This is a genomic window from Streptomyces sp. NPDC058701 (assembly GCF_042715295.1).
GTDB lineage: Bacteria > Actinomycetota > Actinomycetes > Streptomycetales > Streptomycetaceae > Streptomyces.
The window spans coordinates 1-14,744 of the sequence record NZ_JBHXSY010000017.1 but is presented as its reverse complement, the minus strand read 5'-3'; the positions used below and the strand labels follow the sequence as shown (position 1 = coordinate 14,744).

Sequence of the window (14,744 nt, the reverse complement as noted above, 5' to 3'; positions counted from 1 at the left end):
GCGCACCTTCGCACACGCGGACCGATCAGCACATTGCGGTTCATGACATCCTGTGACGTCACAACTCGCCGGACGGAATCGGCGGACGTCCGGGAATACGGGGAAGGTCCATGAGGCTCTGCTTCCTGGTGGAGGAGCACTACCGCCATGACGGCATGCCGAACGAGGTGATCCGGCAGCTGACCGACTGGGGGCACCGGGTCGACGTCGTACGGCCGGGTGGTTCGCTGCTGCGGATGACCGAGGTGGTGCGGGCCGGCGCGCACGACGCGTGGGTGCTCAAGACGGTGTCCGGCGGTCCGGGGCTGACCCTGCTCGAAGCGGCCGCCGCCGCCGGGATGACGACGGTCAACGACGCCCGCTCGATCCGCAGCGTGCGCGACAAGGCGCTGGCTGCGGCGATCGGCCGCGACCGCGGGCTCCCGCTGCCGACGACCTACGCGGCGGCGGCGCCGGAACTGCTCGGGGAGATACCGGCGTCGGAGTACCCCCTGGTCGTCAAACCCGCGGACGGCAGTTCCGGGCGGTCCGTGCACCTGGTGTCCTCGCCCGACCGGCTGGCGGCGATGCTCCCCGCGCTCGCGGGCGAGGGCATGCTCATCGCCCAGCCATACGTCCCCAACGCGGGCGTCGACATCAAGGTGTACGCGGTCGGCGGCGAACTGTTCGCGACCGAGCGCTGCTCCCCGCTGCATCCCGACCCCTCGGTGCGCGAGCGCCGCGTACCGCTGTCGGCGGAGGTGGCGGCGATCGCCGTACAGGTGGGAGCGGTGTACGGGCTCGACCTGTACGGGGTGGACGTGCTCCTGGGCCCCGACGGGCCGGTGGTCGTCGACGTGAACGACTTCCCCAGCTTCCGCCAGGTCCCCGACGCGGCGGCGCGCGTGGCCCGGGCGGTCCTCGGGCTGGCGTGCGCGGGCGGCACCAGCGCGTCGCCCTCCTCCACGGCGCTCGTGTACCCGGCCCTGCCCGTCGCAATTCCGGCACAGGCCGCCGTACGGGCGGGCGACGGCGCGTGAGGATCGGCCTGATCACCCCGGAGCCCGGACATCCGCTGCTGGCGGCGGCGAGCGCACTGCTGACCGGCGCCGGACACGTCGTCGAAGCGCTCGATCCGCGCACCGATGCCATCCCCCCGCACGCCGTGGCCGACGCGTACCTGTTGAAGTCGCGGACCCCGCAGGCACTGGCCCTCGCTCGGGAACTGGAGGAGCGCGGCGCCGTCGTGGTCAACTCCGCGGCGTCGACCGAGCGGTGCCAGGACCGGACCGGGATGGCGGAGACCGCCCTGCGGGCCGGACTGCCCTTCGCGGCCACCCGTACGGTCGGCCCCCTGGGGCGGTGGGCGTCCGGCCGTACGGTGCCCGCACCGCTGGTGGTCAAGAGCCGGCGCAGCCGGCGGGGCGACCTGGTCGCCCGCGTCGACGACCGGGCGGGGCTGGACGCGTTGGCGGCGCGGTGGCCCGACGAGCCGGTGGTGGTGCAGGAGTTCGCGCCGAACAGCGGCTGGGACCACAAGCTGTGGGCCGTCGGCGACCGGGTCTTCGCCGCCCTGCGCCGCTCCGAACTCTCCGCCGGCGGCCGCGGCCCGACCCGGACGCTGGGCCCGGACGAACTCCCGCCGGGCTGGGCCGCGCTGGTGCGCGCGGCCGGGGAGGCCTTCGCGCTCGACGTGTACGGCGTGGACATCATCGACGCGGGGGGCGCGCCGCTGATCGTGGACGTCAACGCCTTCCCCGGCATCCGGGACCAGACGGGTGCCCCCGAGGCCCTGGCCGGCCTCGCCCTGCGACGGGCCGCGGCGGGTGACCGGGCTCCGGGTGGACGGCCCGTCGGCGGGTGACCCGGCTCCGTTCGTGCCGCGGCCGCGAACACCCCGCCGCCGGCCCGGCGACGCGCCACGATCAGGGCCGGGACGGGGCCGCGGGGGTGCCGGGGAGGGGTGCCTGGGGGGGTGGGAGCCGGGGGGGGTGGGAGCCGGGGGGGCCGGGGGCCGGGGGGCCGGGGGCTGGGGGGGCACCGCCACTTGTGCATCACCCGCCACACCCGTTGCGTGCCTCGGTGGTGACGCCCGTCTTCGGCGGGCGTCTCGGCCTGCCGCTACGGGGCGTCCGGGCCGGGACAGGCCCGGACGGGGGAAACGCGCGGGGCGAAACGGCGCCGGGACGGTGTCGGGGCGCGGCCGCGGCGGGGGCGCGGTGAGGATCGGGGCATGGGCGTCGTCCTGCCGGTCCTCTTCGCGCTGTTCGCGGCGTTCAGCAACGCGCTGGCCACCGTGCTCCAGCGGCGGGCCGCACTCACCGTGCCGCAGAGCGACGGGTTCCGCTTCGGCCTGATCCTCGACCTGCTGCGCCGGCCGATGTGGATCGGCGGGATCCTGGCCGTGATCGCCGCCGGAGCGGGCCAGGCCGTGGCGCTCGCCACCGGCCCGATGGCCCTCGTACAGCCTCTGTTCGTGTGTGAGCTGCCGCTCGCGCTGCTGATCGCCTCGCTGGTCGCGCGGCAGCGGCTGCCCGGGGCGCTGTGGCTGGCCGTCGCGGGGGTGGTGGCCGGGCTCGGGGTCACGCTGGCGGCCGCCTCGCCGTCGGGGAACCGTACGGATGCACCGCTCGACCGGTGGGTCATGGCCCTCGTGGCGTGCGCGGTCGCGGTGGGCGTCCTGGCCGTGGCGGGGCTGCGCCGGCCGCCCGGCCGGGCCCGGGCGGGCTGCCTGGGGGCGGCCACCGCCGTGTGCTACGCCCTCACCGCCGCCCTGATGAAGTCGGCCGTGCACGTCCTCGACGACGGGGGCGTCGCGGCGTTCCTGACGACCTGGGAGACGTACGCGTTCGGCGCGAGCGGCATCTGCGCCCTGCTGCTCCTGGAACACGCCATGCAGGGCGGACCACTGGTCGCCTCGCAGCCCGCGCTGACCCTCGGTGACGCGAGCGTCAGCGTCGCCCTCGGCGTCGTGTTGTTCGAGGAGCACCTGCGGACCCAGTGGTGGTTGCTCCCCCAACTACTGGGCGTCGCCCTGGTCTGCGCCGGGGTCCTCGCCCTGGCCCGGGCCGGGGACGGCGCGCCGTAGCGTCGCCGCCCGCCGTCCCTTCTCGCGGGGGCACGTCCCGGGCCCGATCGGGCGGGGGCGGCCGAGGCACGCGCGGGGCACACGCCCGGGTCACGCCTACGTCGCGACGTCACCCTTCTTGTCGGGCGCCGCCCGCACGACGGCTCTCCCGCAGCCTGCCTGCCCTCGGCGGCCGGCCCGGACACACACCGTGCGAGGTACGCGGGCCCGGGGAGGGAGGGCGGGGGTCGCGTGCGGGCAGTCCAGCGGAGCGGAAGGCGGTTGGCGTGCGCGCGGTGGTGTTCGAGCGGTTGGGCGAACGGGCCGAGGTCAGGGAAGTACCGGACCCGGCTCCGCCGACGGGCGGGGTGGCGATGCGAGTGGAGGCCACCGGCCGTGCCGCAGCGACGGGCACGGGTGGATGGGCCACGACCCGGACATCGCGCTTCCGCACGTGCCCCGCCACGAACTCGCCGGTGTGGTGGAGGCGGTGGGGTCGGGCGTCACCGGGTGGCGCGCCGGGGACCGGGTGACCGCGCGGTTCCCGTTCCTGAGCGCCACGAGGTGTTCCCGGCCCCTCATCACGAACGTCGCCACACCCGCCCGGTCGGCCGTGGCCCAGGCCTTCTCCGGCAGCGCGTACACGGTGCCGCACTCGGCGCCCTTCGGGCCCGGGGAGTACTCGTGTCGCAGAAGATCGGGCCGATGTCGTCCAGGGCGACGACGGCGCCGATCTCCAGCGTGCGCCTCCGGCCCGGCGCGATGTCGTCGAGCTCCTTCGGCCCGACCGGGACGTGCTCCCCGCCGCTCTCGCGACCCTTCACGATGTCGTCCGGGCCGGCTTCGTCGCCGGTGCGCTCGTTCGCCCGGCGGTTCCGGATCCGGTCCGAGGTCCCGCGCTGGAGCCGGCGGAGTGGACCGCATGACGGTCGGCCGGCGCTTACCGACCCACCGGCAGGCTGAGCAGCCCGAACGTCGACACCCCGCCCCCACCGGACGCGCCAGCACCACCACCGCCCTTCCGTCCCCTCTCCCCCGGGACTTGCGGCCGCCCGTCGAGCCGGCTGACGTCGTACCGCGGCCGGCGCCGGCCGGGCGGGCGCGGCGTGGTCGAAGTCGGGGCGTCGATGGTCTTGTCGGCGACGGAAACACATCGCTACAGTCGCGTTTACACGTGTAACCCACGTGCCTCCGCAGCACCCTCCTGGATGTCCGACGGCCGCCTCGGCCACCCCGGCCGTCCCACCTCGCGAAGGACTCCCCTCATGACCCAGTCCCCTCCGGTCGGGTTCGACCTCGCCGACATGACCTGGCCGCCCCCGCCCTACCAGCCCCCCGTCCCGCCCGTGACGGCCGCCGACGGAGTCCGCCGCTTCGACGGGGTCACGTACGCCACCACCCCCGGTTACCGGCCCCGGCTGCTCGACGTCCAGGTGCCGGCCGGCGAGGGCCCCTTCCCGGCCGTGGTCTGGATCCACGGCGGCGGCTGGCTGGAGGGCGACCGCCGCTACCCGCCGCCGACCGTGCCCGCCGCCCTGCTGCACGGCGCCGTACTGGCCGCCGGGCTGGCCCTCGTCTCCATCGACTACCGGCACAGCCTCGAAGCGCCCTTCCCCGCCCAGCTCCACGACGTGAAGGCCGCCATCCGCTACGTCCGCGCCTTCGCCGACGCCCTCGGCATCGACCCCGAACGGATCGGCGTCTGGGGCGAGTCGGCGGGCGGCCACCTCGCCGCGCTCGCCGGAGTCACCGGCCCCGGCAGCACGGAGGGTGCACGCCTGGAGGGTACCGAGGGCGTCGGCGCCGGGGACACCGGCGTCCTGGCCGTCGTCGACTGGTACGGCGTGTCCGACCTGGTCGCCCTCGCCGACCACCCCATGCCGCCGATGCCGTCGGGCGGCGAGTTCCCCGACCCGTACGCGACCCTGCTGGGCGGCACCGAGGCCGCACGCCCGGCGCTGGCTCGGGCCGCGAGCCCGGTCACGTACGCGGTGCCGTCGCACGGCGGGGGCGGCACCCCTCCGCCGTTCCTCCTCATCCACGGAACCCGCGACGGCCTGGTCCCGTACAGCCAGAGCGAGGTGCTCGCCGAGGCGCTGCGCGGCGCCGGCGGTGAGGTGACGCTGCGGCCCGTGGAGGGCGCCGACCACATCTTCCTGGGCGCGCCGGACGTCACCCCGATCGTCGCGGAGAGCGTCGCGTTCCTGGCGGCCCACCTCGGCGCGGGGGCCTGACCGACCACCCGGACGCACACCCTCGGGCGCACACCGCACACCGCACACCGCACACCGCCCGGCGTTCCGTCCCGCCGTACGCCATCCGCCATCCGCCCAGCTCACCCCCATGCCCGCGCACACGTCCGCGGGCGCGAGAGGCAGTCCATGTCCTGGAACCCGGTCGCCCCACCCGACGGTCCCGCCCCGCACGGCCCCGGCCGCGGTGCGCTCCTCTTCGGCCTCGTCCTGCTGGGCCTGGCCGGGCTGGCGGCCCTCGTCGTCCGCTCGGATCTGGCGGATCCCCCGTTCCAGGCGCTCGACGCCCGGTGGCTGGGCTGGATGGGCGGCCCCCACGACGGTTTGTACGCGGCGGCGGCCGCGGCGCTGAACTGGTTCGGCGGGCCGCCCGGAGTCGTCGTGCCCCTCGGCCTGCTGCTGGTGCTGCTGCTGCGCGGACGCTGGGTATCGGCCGCGTTCATGCTCGGCGTCTACCTAGGCGGCAACGTGCTCGTCGTGCAGGGCCTCAAGCACCTGGTGGACCGGCCGCGCCCGGCCGACCCGCTGGTCCGCGTCGACCACGGCTCCTTCCCGTCTGGGCACGCCGCCTCGGCGGCCCTGCTGGTCGTCCTCGTGGGGGCGCTGCTGGTCCCGGCCGCCCGGCGGCGGGCGTGGTGGATCGGGGGCGCGGTGTTCACGCTGGCCATGATGTGGAGCCGCACCTGGCTGCACGCCCACTGGCTCAGCGACACAGCGGCCGGGGCCGCCGCCGGGGCGGGGGTCGCCCTGGTCGCGTGGTGGCTGTGCGGACCGGCGCTGGCCGGGGAATCCGTACGCGCCCGCGGCCGCCGGGGGGCGGCTGCGGGCGCAGCGGCCCCCGAGCCGACAGCCGTGCTCCTACCCGCGCCCGCGCTCCGGACGGATGGGCCCGCACCCACCAGTCCCTGACGAGACCTCAGGACGTCCGCCATCGGACGAGGCCGGCCTCCATCGCGGGCACCGGCCGCGCGGCGGCGCTTTCGGCCGGCTCGCACAGGGTTTCCGCGGACCGGGCGGGCGACGGCAGGTCGAGGCATACCGTGCCGAGAGCGGGCCGCCGGGGCGCGGAAAGGACGAGATCGTCGCGGCCCACGAGGTCGATCTGGTCCGGTACGGCGACCCCCTCGGCCCCGCAGCGTGCGCAGCGGCAGGGCGCGTACTCGTCAGGCCGCTCTGCGGCCGTGAAGGACGTCGTGACGCGTGGGCAGGTACGGCTCCGCGTACCGGGGTGACGGTCGTGGTGGGAAGCGGCCGGCGGCAGAACCCGGCGCAGGCTGCGGTGTTGACCTGGCCTCGTTTCGTGGTGTCGGCTGTGGGCTCCTTGATTCCGAAGGTCCCGCACAGTGTGTGTACCTCCATCAGGCCCAGCCCGTACCGGTCACCCTGTGGGTCCGCGGGGTCCTGCGCGACGGTGGTGCGCATCTGCTTCACCTGGGCGGGGGGGCAGTCCCCTGCCCGCTCGCCAGCACGCGCCGGTGGACAGGTAGGTGTGCTTCATGCCGAGCGGCCGGGTGATCCGTTGCTCGATCAGGTCGGCCAGACGCTTCCCGGTGGCCTTCTCCAGCACCAGGCTGAGGGCGGCGTAGTTGGCGTTGCTTTAGGAAAACTGCTGCCCGGGTGCGTTCTGGGCGCTGATCAGGGCCAGAGGCTGCTCGGGCGTCCCCTCGCGCTGCTCGATCCCGGGGAGGTGAGGCAGGACATCGGGGTGCAGGAGGACGTCGTTCAGGCCGCTGGTGTGGTTCAGGAGCGTCTTGACGGTGATCGCCCGCCCGCCCGGGACGAGGCCGGGCAGCCACTCCTCGATCGGGTCGGCACGGTCAACGCTCCCCTCGGCGACAAGCTGCAGCACCAGAGTGGCCGTCAGGGTCTTGGTGTGGGAGGCCACCCGGAACTGGTCGTTCGCCTTGAGGATGTGGTGGGCCCCGGTCCGGGCCGCCCGCCGCGCGATCTCCACGGCCGGCCCCTTGTTCCGATCGACCCACACGATCACACCCGGGGAATCGGTGTCCGCGACCCGCTGGGACAGCTCCGCCAGCTCCTTCGCCCCCGGCTTCGTCTACACGCCCCGAACGGCGTTCACCGCCCCGGCCGGGGTGGCGGTAGTGCGATCGCGCCCGTCACGGCGGCGGACAACGTCAACGCCAGGAGCGCTTGAAGAGCCCGGCCCTTCGACAGCATGCGTGCACCCATGGTGTGAACTCCCGAAGCAGAGCGGTCCGAACGGGGCCCGCCGACGGCCAGCCGCCCGGGACGCACCGGCCGCCGCCTCAGTCATGCGGTCCGGGTGCCGGAGCGACGCGATGAGGGCTGGACTCCCCCGGTACCGCGCGGGCCGCCCTGTGGACCTGTGCCCTCGGGACAAGGGCGCTGCGCAGGTCAGCGCATGTGAGCCACTGGGGCACAGCGGCTCGTTCAGAACTCTCGTCCGCCCTCTCCGCGGGTGTGCCCCCCTCGCGGGATGAAGCGACAGTCGAGACTGCGCTTCGGGATGTCTGACGATGCCCGCCAAGACAAGGGGGCTCCCCAACACGACGTCCCGCCGGTCGCCTCGAGCCACCGGTTGTACGGGGTGGCGCGGGCGATCCGGCCCGGTCACGATCCGCACATCGACCTCGCACAGCCCCTAGCGGAGCCCCGGAACGGGGTGCTACACAGTCTCCAGCGCATTTGGTGACACGTGTAACAACATCGTGTGAACTCCCGTCGCCCACCCCCTCCGACGGACACCCCCCGCTCCCCCGCGCCGTTCAGGCGGAACCGCCCGCCCCGTCCGCGTTCCAGCGCCCCCGCCGAAACTGCCCGGCCCCCGCCTTACCTCCCCACCTCCCGCTCCACTCCCCGAGGAGTCGCCGTGAACACGAACGACATCGCCGACCCACCCGCACCCGACGTCGCGGAACCGCCCCGCCGACGCGGACTCCTTCCGCTCCTACTCGTCGCCAACTCGGCGATGATGGCCGTGTACATGGGCGTCGGTTCCGTGCTGCTGCCCACCCAGATCGCCGCGATCGCCCCCGACGACAAGGTCGCGCTCCTCGGCCTCATCGGAGGCATCAGCGCCATCTTCGCGACGGCCTTCAACCCGATCGCCGGCGCACTGTCGGACCGGAGCGGCCGACGCAGCCCGTGGATCATGGCCGGTGGTCTCGGCTCGCTGGCCGGCCTGGCCTTCCTCGGCAGCGTCGACACCGCCCTGCTGGTGGGCATCGGATGGTGCCTGGTCCAGGCGACGATGAACACCTACCAGGCCGCCGTCACCGCCATCGTGCCCGACCGGATACCCGCTGCCCGCCGGGGTACCGCGTCCGCGCTCGTCGGGCTGGGGCTGCCGATCGGCGGGACCGCGGGCGTGCTCATCGCCTCCCAGACCGCTGGCCAACTGCGCACCGGATATCTCGTCTTCGGCGTGGTGATCGCCACGGCAGCACTGTTGCTGACCGCGATCTGCCGGGACGCACCACGGCCGCGCGGCGCCCGTAAAGCCGGTGCAGCCGGTGCAGCCGGTGCAACGGACGCCGCCGCCGGGCCGCCTGAACGCCCCCAACTGGCCACTTTCGTATCCGCGTTGACGCATCACGACTTTCGGTGGGCGTTCATCGGCCGGGCCCTGATGGTCCTCGGATACTTCTCCGTCGTCGGCTACCAGCTCTACATCCTCGGCGACCACATCACCCTGCCCGCCGGCATGACACCGCCCGCCGCAATGGCGGTTCTCACCCCGGTCTCCATGGTCGCGATGGCCCTCTCCACCGTCGTGGGCGGCCTGCTGTCCGATCGTTGGGACCGCCGCAAGGTGTTCGTCGGCGTCTCGGCCGCCCTCGCCGGGCTCGTGATGGTGGTGCCCGTCATCAGTCCGACCTGGGCGGGCATGCTCGTCTTCAGCGCCCTCAACGGCCTCGCCTTCGGCTGCTTCATGGCGGTGGACACCGCCCTCGTCACCCTGGTGCTCCCCCGGGCCGAGGACGCCGCCCGCGACATGGGTGTGCTCAACGTCGCGAACGCCGGTCCTCAGATCATCGCCCCGTTCGTCGCCTCGGCGGTCGTCACGACCCTGGGCGGCTACACCCCGCTCTTCCTCGTCGGTGGGGCCCTCTCCCTGATCGGGGCGCTCGCGATCCTCCCGATACGCAGCGTGCGCTGATCTCCTGCGGCCGCAAGGGCGCCGACGCCCCCGTACCCCCGACCCCACGACTCCCCGTACCTCCACCCTCCTCGAAGGAGCATTCACGTGAGACCCCAACGAGTCCTGCCGATCGCCGCCCTGCTGCTGTGTGCCCCCGCCCTGACCGGAACCGCGCCCGCGGCCGCCGCCCCTCACACCCCCCACACTTCGCCCACCGGCCCGCTGCGCATTCTGCTCACCAACGACGACGGCTACGACGCGCCCGGCATCCGCAAGGCCTTCGAGCGCCTGACCGCCGCCGGCCACGACGTCACGATCGTCGCTCCGCTCACCAACCAGAGCGGCACCGGCACGAAGGTGACGAGCGCCGCCTCGATCGCCGTGCGGCACCCCGCGCCGAAGGTGTGGGCCGTCGACGGCACCCCGGGCGACTCCGTCGCCTTCGGCCTGGCCGAGGTCTTCGGCGGGAAGGCCCCCGACCTGGTGGTCTCGGGCACCAACTTCGGCCCGAACGTCGCCGGGCTCGCCAACCACTCCGGTACCGTCGGCGGCGCGGTCGCCGCGCTGGAGTCCGGCGTACCGGCCATCGCCCTGAGCACCGGCGGCCTCGCCGCTCCCGACCCGGTCACCACCGTCAACGCCATGGGTCCCACCGTCGACTTCGCCGTGAAGCTGATCGACCGGCTGCGCTCCCGCGCCCGTTCCGGCCCGCTGCTTCCCCGGGGCATCGGTCTCAACGTGAACCACCCCGTCATCGGCGCGGACGGCAAGGGCGGCGCATCCGGCGTGGCCACGACGTTCCAGGACCCGCAGACCCTATTGGAGCCGGACTTCACCGACTCCGGCGACGGCACCTGGAAGGTCACCGTGAAGCTGGCCCCGCGACCCGCCGCGAAGGGCGGTGACGTCGAGTCCGTCAGCGCGGGCCGGATCGCGGTCAGCCCGATGAACGCCGACTGGAACCCCGCCCCCCTCGACCGGGCGCTCACCGCCGCCCTGCTCGCGGGCCTGCAACCCTAACCCGTCTCTTCCGGTTCTTGCGACGGCGCGTGCCCCACCGCGTTGTCGGGCCTCCCCCGTACGTCCAGTACGCGGGAAGCCCTCCGCCGTGCAGTGCCCGGCACCGGACGACGCGGCCGATCCGTCAAGATCCGAAAACGACGAACAGCCGCACCGGGCCGTGCAGGTGTCAGTACGCACTGCTTGGATATGGGTTGCCGTTCCGAGAGAGGGAAGCATGACCCTTACCACCCCGCCCCGCCCGCTCGACGTCGCCGCATTGTTCCCGGAGCTCGTGGGCATGACCAGGACCGCTACCCGGCTGCACCCCCGGCCCGGCTCGCCCACCGTGCACGAGAGCTCGGTGGGCGGTCCGCTGCTGTGGCCGGCCGGTGAGCCGTGGGCGTCGTGCTCGCAGGAGCACGACGCCCCCTTCGAGTTGAACACGCCCGAGGAGGTGCGCACGCTCCGGCGGATCCGCGCCCTCGACGTCTGGACGGACGAGGACCATGCCGAGGTCTCCCGGATCCACGCCGGTCACGATCCAGCGCTACTGCCCAAGGGCCCACACCCGCTGATTCCGGTTGCGCAGCTGTACGCCCGGGACGTGCCCGACCTGCCGTTCCCCGAGGGCACCGACCTGCTCCAGGTGCTGTGGTGCCCGTTCATCGACATCGAAGACCAACCGGGCACGGAATCCGTCCAGCTGCGCTGGCGACGGGCCTGCGACGTGGCGGAGGTCCTGGCCGCCGCGCCGGAGCCTGCGTACGTGGGCACGTACGAGCTGGTGCCGGTCCCGTGCGTACTCCATCCGGAACGGGTCCGCGAGTACCCGGCTGCACACGATCTGGACAGGGAGTTGGCCGAGCGGATCGGCCGCTGGACGGACGGATCCCTCGACTATCGGGACGACTTGTCCGTCGCAGCGGGATGGAAGGCCGGCGGCTGGGCCGCCCCATTCACGTTCCGCGACTCTGGCGGTCCGGAAGAGCTGCGCTGCCGAGAGTGCTCGGCCGTCGGCGAGCCGTTGCTCACCCTCGACCACACCGAATGGCAGGGTGAGACTTCCAGCTGGCGTCCCGTCGAGGAGCCGCAGGGCGCGTCAGCCGCCCCCACGGACCTGACCGTGGGCCGCGGCTACACGCTGCAGTTCTACGGGTGCCCCACCGATCCCCGGCACCCGCCGGTGACCGTCATGCAGTGACGCGGTGAAGCGCGGAGCGCTCCCCCGGCGCCGGGCCGGGAGCGCGCCCCTTCGGTCACGACCCGAAGCGCTCGGGTGCGTCGATCATTCGCCGGTGATCATGCCACCGACCACCCTGCTTCGACGTCCGCTCCGGCAGCAACGGCTCAATGCGCGCCCACCGCTCGTCGGTCAACGACACACGTCAACCAACGATCAGATGATCCGAAGGACGGGCTAGCTGCCAGCTGCCGCGAATGTGACCACCGTGACCGCGACCATCGCCGCCTGCATGTCGCGGATGGCAGAGCGGACGCTCCCGGCTGCCCATTGCCCTGTGGCGATCTCCTCCATCCGCGCGGCAATCTCCTTGCGCTGGCCGTCGGGAAAGGCCAGACGGTGCAGCTTTGCCGAGTGGATCAGCGCGATGAGGCCAGCTGTCCGTGTGTCCGGCTCGGCGCCCTCCAGCACCACGACCCGGAGCCGGTCCCGCAGTTCCCGTTCCACCGCGGCATCGGCCTCGGGGTAGCGACGGATCGGGAACACGCCGAGTGCTTTGCGCTTCTCCTCCACGACCACCCCGCGCTCGCACAGGCGCTCAAGAGCCGCAGCGACGGCCTTGGACTGGTCCTTCGTCAGCCACTCCGTCACCCGGCGCTTGCGGCGACCCCGCATCCAGGTCTCGACCAGCGCCGTCCGACTGTCGAGCAGCGGATCTCCGGTGGGAGTCGTGTCCACCAGTTCGAGGTGCTTGCCCTCGACTGCAATCTTGCCAGCAAGCACCAGTTCGAGCAGGATCCCACCCGCCACCGCCCAGCTGGCGGCCTGCCTCTGCTTTGCCGATCCGGACTCGTCGTCCAGGGAGAGCAACACGATCTCCTCGGCCAGCGTGATCGTCATACTCGCTACCCCCGTACGCCAGTGATCACTGTCCTGCTGCTCAGACGCCCGGCTCCCCGGCGAAGTTCCCCTGTACGCTCCCGCACCCTGATGTTCGTCTGAATCATTCCCACCACTGGCTTGATCCGAAAGAAGCGTCCTAAGGGCTGTCCCGAAATGCCGCTCGTCGCTCCGGGAACGGCAGGGCGTCGTTCATCACCTGTAGCAACTTCCGAGCAGGTGTCCCCTCCTCTGGTCGTATGGAGGAGGGGACACCTTCGATGACTGACCGGCCGGCGTGCACGGCTGTCCTTGCGGCTGCTTCCCAGCCGGTTCGTCCCCGGTAGTTCGCGTCGCGCATGCGGTCCCCGGCCGCCGCGGCGGCCGAGTGCCACTGTTCGGCCGTGCAGGCCACGTGCGGGGAGCCTGCTCCCCGCGCACGCGGGGATGACCCCAAGCGAGGAGCGACGCTCCCGGCGCGGAGGTGACGACCTCGGCTTCCCATGCGAAGACGAGCATCAGGAGCACTGCTTCAGCACGCACAGGAACGACCGGTTGCCCCGTCGAGTCCGCACCCCTCCAGGAGCAGCCCTCGTTCGGGGCTTCCAAGCAGGAACCAGGAGTTTTATGGACTAACTATGGAAGAAATTGACCATTTATGCCGCTGGCCAGCTCCGAGAAGTTCCGTACTCTTGCAGATGATCATGGGGGCGGGATTGTGATGAGCAATGGTGGCAGCGACCTGGAGATGGATCCGGTCGCGGTGAAGGACCTCACGGACGGGCTGCGTTCAGCGATCGGGGAGCTGCGCGAGTTCGCTTCGGACGGGGCCGCGACGACGGGCGGGGGCTTCGGGAAGTTGGCGATGACCGGCATGGAGGCCGGGCACGGGCAGGTGGCAGGAGTTTTCGGCGAACTCTGCTCTCGATGGGAGTGGGGCGTGCGCGGGCTCGTCCTCAGCGCCAGTGCCGTCGCGAAGGCCCTCAACCTCTCGGCCGGCATGGTCTGGGAGGAGGACCAGTACCGCAAAGGGACTTTCAAGATTGCCGCCAACTCCGTGATCGGCAATCCGCACGCGGACGAGGACGAGACCGAGACGAAGTCCTGGGACGAGATCACCGGATCGATGCGGCCGGAGACGCCCGAAGGGGCCCGGAGGGCCAGCGACGACTTCCAGCAGGCGTGGGACCAGGCCAAGCGGGATTCGCTGAACAAGGGTTTCACTGCCCAGATGCTGGACACAGCGGCCGATCACGGCGCGCTGGACCGTGAGGTCCTCGACGCGGCACGGGCTCGTACGACCGAGGGCGGCTGATGGGGCGCGATCTCGGTGACTGGCTCGGGGTGGGTACCAAGGCTGTCGGTGAGGGCCTCGAGTGGGCCGGCGACAAGGCCGCGGACGGCCTGGAGAAGGTCGGGTGGCGCGATGGCGCCAATGCGGTCCGCAGCGGGGCGAACTCCGTCGCGAACAGGCTCGGAGCAGACGTCAGCGAGTCGGAGCTCGGCCAGACCGATGATTCGAAGCAACTGATCCACGGCAGCCCCTCCAAGATCCGCGCGACCGCCTCCCACCTGAGCGACTTCCAGCTCGCCTTCGACGTGACGGGTCAGGGCCTCAAGGGTTTGGACCACGACGGCGTTCAGGGAGCGTCCGCAGAAGCGTTCAGGTCCACGATCCAGAAGCAGCCACCGCGATGGTTTTCCGCGGCGGACGCGTTTGAGACGGCCGCCGGTGCGCTGAACCTCCTGGCGGAGACCGTGGAGTGGGCGCAGGGCAGGGCCGGGGAAGCGCTCGACGAGTACAAGAGCGCCGTGAAGATCTCGGCGGCCGCGCACGACGCGTACAACACGTGGGTCAACTCGTACAGCGACGCGGTCAAGACGAAGCAGGATCCCCTGCCCGCGCGCCCCATGGGCTTCACCGACCCCGGCGCGGACGGCATCAAGGCGGCCCGGGAGAAGCTGGCCGAGGCCCGTCGCCAGCGCGACGAGGTGGCTCGGTCAGTGGTCAAGATGCTCGAGAAGGCCAGGGACGCCGCCCCGCCGATGCCGTCGGTGACAGCGCAGTTCATGTCCCATGGGCTCAGTCTGGCCGTGAGCGGCGAGCACCTCGTCGGAGGGATGGTGAAGGGCGCGGCCGGCGCGATCAGTTTCGTGCGGGGCGGCGGGCGGCTGCAGGCCGAGAAACCGCGGCTGCAGTCCGCGGAAGGAAGGTGGTTATGAGCCAGGTGCGTGGGGCGAGGGGAAAAACTGTAACGCGGC

At 72.6% G+C, this 14,744-nt stretch carries 13 protein-coding genes and 2 pseudogenes; 11 read left to right on the top strand and 4 right to left on the bottom strand.

Translation table 11 applies throughout. The annotated features are described in order from the left end of the window. Nucleotides 1-110: 110 nt before the first annotated feature. The 4 genes and pseudogenes from ACFWW8_RS19685 to ACFWW8_RS19670 all read left to right on the top strand — a co-directional run. A complete protein-coding gene (locus ACFWW8_RS19685; RefSeq protein WP_386530243.1) occupies nucleotides 111-1,019 on the top strand; it encodes a RimK family alpha-L-glutamate ligase in 909 nt (302 codons plus the stop codon). Then, entirely contained in the window at nucleotides 1,016-1,843 is an 828-nt protein-coding gene (locus ACFWW8_RS19680; protein WP_386530242.1) for a RimK family alpha-L-glutamate ligase, read from the top strand. Before ACFWW8_RS19685 ends, ACFWW8_RS19680 begins: the two co-directional genes overlap by 4 nt. A gap of 369 nt (nucleotides 1,844-2,212) precedes the next feature. Further along, complete coding sequence (locus tag ACFWW8_RS19675) at nucleotides 2,213-3,067, top strand: DMT family transporter (protein WP_386530241.1); 855 nt, start codon at nucleotides 2,213-2,215, stop codon at nucleotides 3,065-3,067. Between the two features lie 266 nt (nucleotides 3,068-3,333). Beyond that, a pseudogene (locus ACFWW8_RS19670) lies at nucleotides 3,334-3,590 on the top strand (alcohol dehydrogenase catalytic domain-containing protein); the annotation flags it as partial. 37 nt (nucleotides 3,591-3,627) lie between these two features. On the opposite strand, the gene ACFWW8_RS19665 reads toward ACFWW8_RS19670, so the two are convergent. Then, nucleotides 3,628-4,200 carry a Ku protein gene (locus ACFWW8_RS19665; RefSeq protein WP_386530360.1) on the bottom strand — a complete coding sequence of 191 codons (573 nt, stop codon included), beginning with the start codon at nucleotides 4,198-4,200 and terminating at the stop codon, nucleotides 3,628-3,630. A gap of 111 nt (nucleotides 4,201-4,311) precedes the next feature. Between ACFWW8_RS19665 and ACFWW8_RS19660 the strand changes: the two genes are divergently transcribed. Beyond that, nucleotides 4,312-5,280, top strand: coding sequence for an alpha/beta hydrolase fold domain-containing protein (locus tag ACFWW8_RS19660; RefSeq protein WP_386530240.1), 969 nt, complete (start codon nucleotides 4,312-4,314; stop codon nucleotides 5,278-5,280). 147 nt (nucleotides 5,281-5,427) lie between these two features. Then, nucleotides 5,428-6,207 (top strand): phosphatase PAP2 family protein, encoded by a 780-nt coding sequence (locus tag ACFWW8_RS19655; RefSeq protein ID WP_386530239.1) that lies wholly within the window; start codon nucleotides 5,428-5,430, stop codon nucleotides 6,205-6,207. Between the two features lie 469 nt (nucleotides 6,208-6,676). On the opposite strand, the pseudogene ACFWW8_RS19650 reads toward ACFWW8_RS19655, so the two are convergent. Further along, nucleotides 6,677-7,324, bottom strand: a pseudogene (locus ACFWW8_RS19650) (serine hydrolase domain-containing protein). A gap of 825 nt (nucleotides 7,325-8,149) precedes the next feature. On the opposite strand from ACFWW8_RS19650, the gene ACFWW8_RS19645 reads away from it, so the two are divergent. The 3 genes from ACFWW8_RS19645 to ACFWW8_RS19635 all read left to right on the top strand — a co-directional run bounded on the left by ACFWW8_RS19645 (nucleotide 8,150) and on the right by ACFWW8_RS19635 (nucleotide 11,624). After that, nucleotides 8,150-9,439, top strand: a complete 1,290-nt coding sequence (locus ACFWW8_RS19645; RefSeq protein WP_386530238.1) for an MFS transporter — start codon at nucleotides 8,150-8,152, stop codon at nucleotides 9,437-9,439. A gap of 87 nt (nucleotides 9,440-9,526) precedes the next feature. Then, entirely contained in the window at nucleotides 9,527-10,441 is a 915-nt protein-coding gene (surE, locus tag ACFWW8_RS19640; protein WP_386530237.1) for a 5'/3'-nucleotidase SurE, read from the top strand. A gap of 217 nt (nucleotides 10,442-10,658) precedes the next feature. After that, the gene (locus tag ACFWW8_RS19635) at nucleotides 10,659-11,624 is read left to right on the top strand and encodes a hypothetical protein (RefSeq protein WP_386530236.1); all 966 of its coding nucleotides are present in this window, start codon (nucleotides 10,659-10,661) and stop codon (nucleotides 11,622-11,624) included. A 55-nt stretch (nucleotides 11,625-11,679) separates the two neighbouring features. Here ACFWW8_RS19635 and ACFWW8_RS19630 read toward each other — a convergent pair whose 3' ends face one another. Both ACFWW8_RS19630 and ACFWW8_RS19625 read right to left on the bottom strand, forming a co-directional pair. After that, nucleotides 11,680-11,805: a transposase gene (locus ACFWW8_RS19630; protein ID WP_386530235.1), complete on the bottom strand. Its 126-nt coding sequence runs from the start codon at nucleotides 11,803-11,805 to the stop codon at nucleotides 11,680-11,682. A 35-nt stretch (nucleotides 11,806-11,840) separates the two neighbouring features. Further along, nucleotides 11,841-12,503: a GPP34 family phosphoprotein gene (locus tag ACFWW8_RS19625; RefSeq protein WP_386530234.1), complete on the bottom strand. Its 663-nt coding sequence runs from the start codon at nucleotides 12,501-12,503 to the stop codon at nucleotides 11,841-11,843. Between the two features lie 637 nt (nucleotides 12,504-13,140). On the opposite strand from ACFWW8_RS19625, the gene ACFWW8_RS19620 reads away from it, so the two are divergent. Beyond that, on the top strand, nucleotides 13,141-13,797 hold the full coding sequence (locus ACFWW8_RS19620; RefSeq protein WP_386530233.1) for a hypothetical protein: 657 nt from the start codon (nucleotides 13,141-13,143) through the stop codon (nucleotides 13,795-13,797). Beyond that, entirely contained in the window at nucleotides 13,797-14,705 is a 909-nt protein-coding gene (locus ACFWW8_RS19615; protein ID WP_386530232.1) for a putative T7SS-secreted protein, read from the top strand. The genes ACFWW8_RS19620 and ACFWW8_RS19615 overlap by 1 nt, the downstream gene beginning before the upstream one ends. The last annotated feature ends 39 nt before the right edge of the window (nucleotides 14,706-14,744 follow it).

Bases quoted from the DNA above. Each gene is read 5' to 3' on its own strand.
- ACFWW8_RS19685 (WP_386530243.1), top strand. From the start codon at position 111: ATGAGGCTCTGCTTCCTGGTGGAGGAGCACTACCGCCATGACGGCATG.
- ACFWW8_RS19675 (WP_386530241.1), top strand. From the start codon at position 2,213: ATGGGCGTCGTCCTGCCGGTCCTCTTCGCGCTGTTCGCGGCGTTCAGC.
- ACFWW8_RS19665 (WP_386530360.1), bottom strand. From the start codon at position 4,200: ATGTGTTTCCGTCGCCGACAAGACCATCGACGCCCCGACTTCGACCAC.
- ACFWW8_RS19660 (WP_386530240.1), top strand. From the start codon at position 4,312: ATGACCCAGTCCCCTCCGGTCGGGTTCGACCTCGCCGACATGACCTGG.
- ACFWW8_RS19655 (WP_386530239.1), top strand. From the start codon at position 5,428: ATGTCCTGGAACCCGGTCGCCCCACCCGACGGTCCCGCCCCGCACGGC.
- ACFWW8_RS19635 (WP_386530236.1), top strand. From the start codon at position 10,659: ATGACCCTTACCACCCCGCCCCGCCCGCTCGACGTCGCCGCATTGTTC.
- ACFWW8_RS19625 (WP_386530234.1), bottom strand. From the start codon at position 12,503: ATGACGATCACGCTGGCCGAGGAGATCGTGTTGCTCTCCCTGGACGAC.
- ACFWW8_RS19620 (WP_386530233.1), top strand. From the start codon at position 13,141: ATGCCGCTGGCCAGCTCCGAGAAGTTCCGTACTCTTGCAGATGATCAT.
- ACFWW8_RS19615 (WP_386530232.1), top strand. From the start codon at position 13,797: ATGGGGCGCGATCTCGGTGACTGGCTCGGGGTGGGTACCAAGGCTGTC.